Below are 3,730 nucleotides of genomic sequence, written 5' to 3'. Positions count from 1 at the left end.
GTCTTTTATCATGTACGCTAAGCGTTGCTCTGGATAGCTCAAGTCCATCGGCACATACACTGCACCCGCTTTTAAAATGGCTAAAAATGCCACTGGTAAATCTCGACTTCGCTCTAGTGCAACACCCACTCTTTGCTCTGCAACCACCCCTTGCTCGCGCAAGTAATACGCCAATTGCGATGATCTCTCATACAGCTCCTTAAACGTATAACTGAGGCCATCACACGTTACGGCTTCTGCATCGGGTGTCTGCTCTGCCAATTGATTTAATGTTGACACCACATCTTGATATTGCTCTGGGCGTAAAACCGGGGCATCGCCATTCGGAAGATATATCGGTGTTTCTACCCCCACTAGATAAGGTGTAAACTCATCACCAAACCCTTGTACTTGTAACGACTCTGCTTGCGCCGATGTGACCAAGGATAACTCTGACAAGATTGCGCTTTGGTTCGCCATCATCGCTAAAATCAAAGACCCCAGCTGCTCTGACAGCCTGCTCGCACTCGGTGTGCTTACTTTGTCACTTTGATATGTCAGCGTTATTTTCAATAAGGCTGCTATATCAACCTCTACTGAGACTGGGTAATTGGTTTCTTCTTCAGAATGCACCACATCAAATGACGTATCGTGTCTTTCTTCACTTTGCAGTGCTTCTGAGATCGGGTAGTTCTCAAACACCATTAAGGTATCAAATAACCCTTCTTTATTGAGCTCCAAATGCTGCCCTGCTTGCTTTTGAATATCATAAAGCGGGGTAAATTCACTCTCTCTAGAGCGAACATTGGCATTTTGAATTGACTGTAACCACGTTATTAGCGACTGAGCTGGATCTATTTCAGTGATCACCGGGATGGTATTGATAAACATCCCCAAGCATGTGTTACTCCCATTCATGTCTGTCGGTCTACCCGAGGTGGTTGCCCCAAAGCATACCGTATCTCGATTTAAGTATCGCGACAGCAATAATGCCCATGCACCTTGAATAACGGTGTTAACTGTCACATGGTTTTGCTTAGCAAAGTCCGTTAAATGCGTTGTTTGTGCTTCATCAAACTGAATATGTTGCTTAGCATAGCGCTCTGCTTCTTCAGCGCCACTTAATACCGACGTCAGGTAACTTGGGTCCGTCAGCTTACTTGTTTCATGCTCCCAATACGCTAAATTGCCTGCCGCATCTTGTTTTTCAAGATACGCAATATAGTCTTTATATTGCACCGTACTTTTCGGTAACGTGATGCCTTTATAGGCTTGTAGCACTTCGCCCATCATAGCGGATGTGCTCCACCCATCGGTCAATAAGTGATGATTGGTCCAAATTAAATAATGCTCTGACACGCCCGTTTTTATCAGTGTTAAACGCGTCAAACCTGGGTCGTTAATAAAATCAAACCCTCGCTCTCTATCCGCTTGCGCTGCGTTTATCACTGCATTTTTATCTAACTGACTATGCTGCCAATCTAGCTCCTGCCAATCTTGTGCACTCTCTTTAGCAACAAACTGTAAGTTCATTTTATCTGTACATACAAACCCTGTTCGCAGTACATCATGACGTGCGATGACGGATTGCCAAGCCTGCTTAAAGCGCGCAACATCTAAACCTTTCACCTCGAAACAAATCTGATTAACATACGCGTTGCTTTGCTCAAACATGCTGTGGAATAACATGCCTTCTTGCATCGGAGATAGTGGATACAGATCATCCACATTACTCAGGGTAAGTGGCAACGCCGCTAATTGTGTTTGCGATAATTTAGCCAATGGGACATCTGATGGGGTCAATGTAGCTTCTGCTGTTTGGCAATGCGCCACAATCTGCTGTAATGCAGCCTCAAAGTGTGCGGCAAACTGCGCCACATCGTCATTATTTAAACGCGCTTGTGAGAAACTTACTTCAAAAGACAGTGCCCCATTCAACACTTGCCCATTAACCGCCAACTCACTATTCATAGCGATATTGTCACTTGTTGCTTTGCCAGAGCTTTCCGATGCTAAACGCCAAACCGATGTACTATCCTGTACTGCGCTGTTATCAAACTGTCCCAAATAATTAAATTCAATTTGACTGAGTGAGCTCTGTTGTAACTGCGTTTGCTCTGCCTCTGAGCCATTAAATTTAAATGCACTATACCCTATCCCCTTGTTTGGAATAGCCCGTAAGTTTTCTTTATTGGCGATGATGGTATCTGCCAACGAGGGCATACGTTGCAATACAATGGGGTAAAGTGTGGTAAACCAGCCCACCGTCCGACTTAAATCTACGCCCTGCTCCCATGGCTCTCGGCCATGGCCTTCCAAATTAATAGACACTTCAGATTGACCTAACCACTGATACAGCGCTTCGCTCAGCGCACTCAGCAACAAGTCATTTATCTGTGTACGATATACTTTTGGTGCCTCATGTAATAATGACTCAGTACGCACTTTATCTAAATTGACGTTGACCGCTGCGCGATGCAAAGCCAATTTACTGCCCTGTGCATTTAAGTTAGGTAATTGTAATGGCTGAGTGACTTGCTCAGACCAATAAGCAAATTCCGCTGCAAATTGATTTGGATACTCACGCACACGTTCAGCCCAATACTGATAACTGTGACTCTTTAATGCCAAGGTAAGCACTTTGCCTTCGATAGCTTGCTCATAAGCTATCGCCAAGTCATCCAATAAGATCCGCCAAGATACACCATCAACCACTAAATGATGGATCACTAACAACACTCGATATGTGCCATCAGTGACGCGCATTTGTACAACTCTCATGATGGGGCCATGAGTAATATCTAGACTTTGCTGGGCCTGTTGTGCATATTGCTCGATGTCAGCTACACCCACTTCATGTAACCACTTAGTGTGTTCTACAAGCTGCTCGCTATGTGGGGTGTATTCCTGATGCCATGTGCCAACCTCATCTTGATAGTATCGCATACGTAACGCATCATGCGTTTCAATCAATGTGCTAATTGCTGCGTTAAGCGCCATCTCATCTAATACTTGATCGCTATGTAACATGACCGCTTGGTTCAAATGAGAGCGTTCAACCATCTCCTTTTTAAAGAAGCTTGATTGGATGGGCAATAAAGGGACTTGACCCGCCACACTTTGCTCAATTAAATCGTCGTCTTGTAACACGACTAAGTGCTTGGTTAAAAGCGCGATCGTTTGTTGTTCAAACACCTGCTTAGGCGTGATCAAGTATCCGGCCTGACGAATTTTGGCAATGATCTGTAAACTGACGATTGAGTCCCCGCCTAATTCAAAGAAGTTATCGTCCCGCCCAACTTGCTCAACACCCAACACCGACTGCCAAATCTGCGCCAATAACACCTCCAACTCGCCTTCTGGTGCTGCATAAGCTATCTCGCTTTGGAGTTGTGCCTTTGGTAATGCCTTTCTATCTATCTTACCGTTACTATTCGTTGGCAACTCCGCTAATGCCATTAACACACTCGGGACCATATAATCGGGTAATTGCTGAACTAACTGCTCTTTTAGCGTAACCACATCCAATATGTGCTCATCATGCCCAGATACATATCCCACCAAACGCTTGCCTGAAGGGGTATCATCCGCTATAACCACCGCTTCATTCACACCCGCTGACTTACGTAATAAAGACTCTATCTCTCCGAGTTCTATTCGAAAGCCTCGAATTTTAACTTGATGGTCAGTACGTCCCAAGTACTCCATTTGGTTATCTGCATTCCAGCGTACCAAATCTCCCGTACGATAT

General features: G+C 44.8%; 1 protein-coding gene. It reads right to left on the bottom strand.

Annotation, left to right across the window (positions count from 1 at the left end; all coding sequences use genetic code 11):
* A partial coding sequence (locus tag BGP78_RS00175; protein WP_147386041.1) for a condensation domain-containing protein occupies positions 1-3,730 on the bottom strand: 3,730 nt, incomplete at both ends.

This window comes from Pseudoalteromonas sp. MSK9-3, from assembly GCF_003590335.1.
In the GTDB taxonomy this organism is placed as follows: Bacteria; Pseudomonadota; Gammaproteobacteria; order Enterobacterales; family Alteromonadaceae; genus Pseudoalteromonas.
The sequence above is the reverse complement of the archived record's forward strand: the minus strand, read 5'-3'. Positions and strand labels throughout refer to the sequence as shown.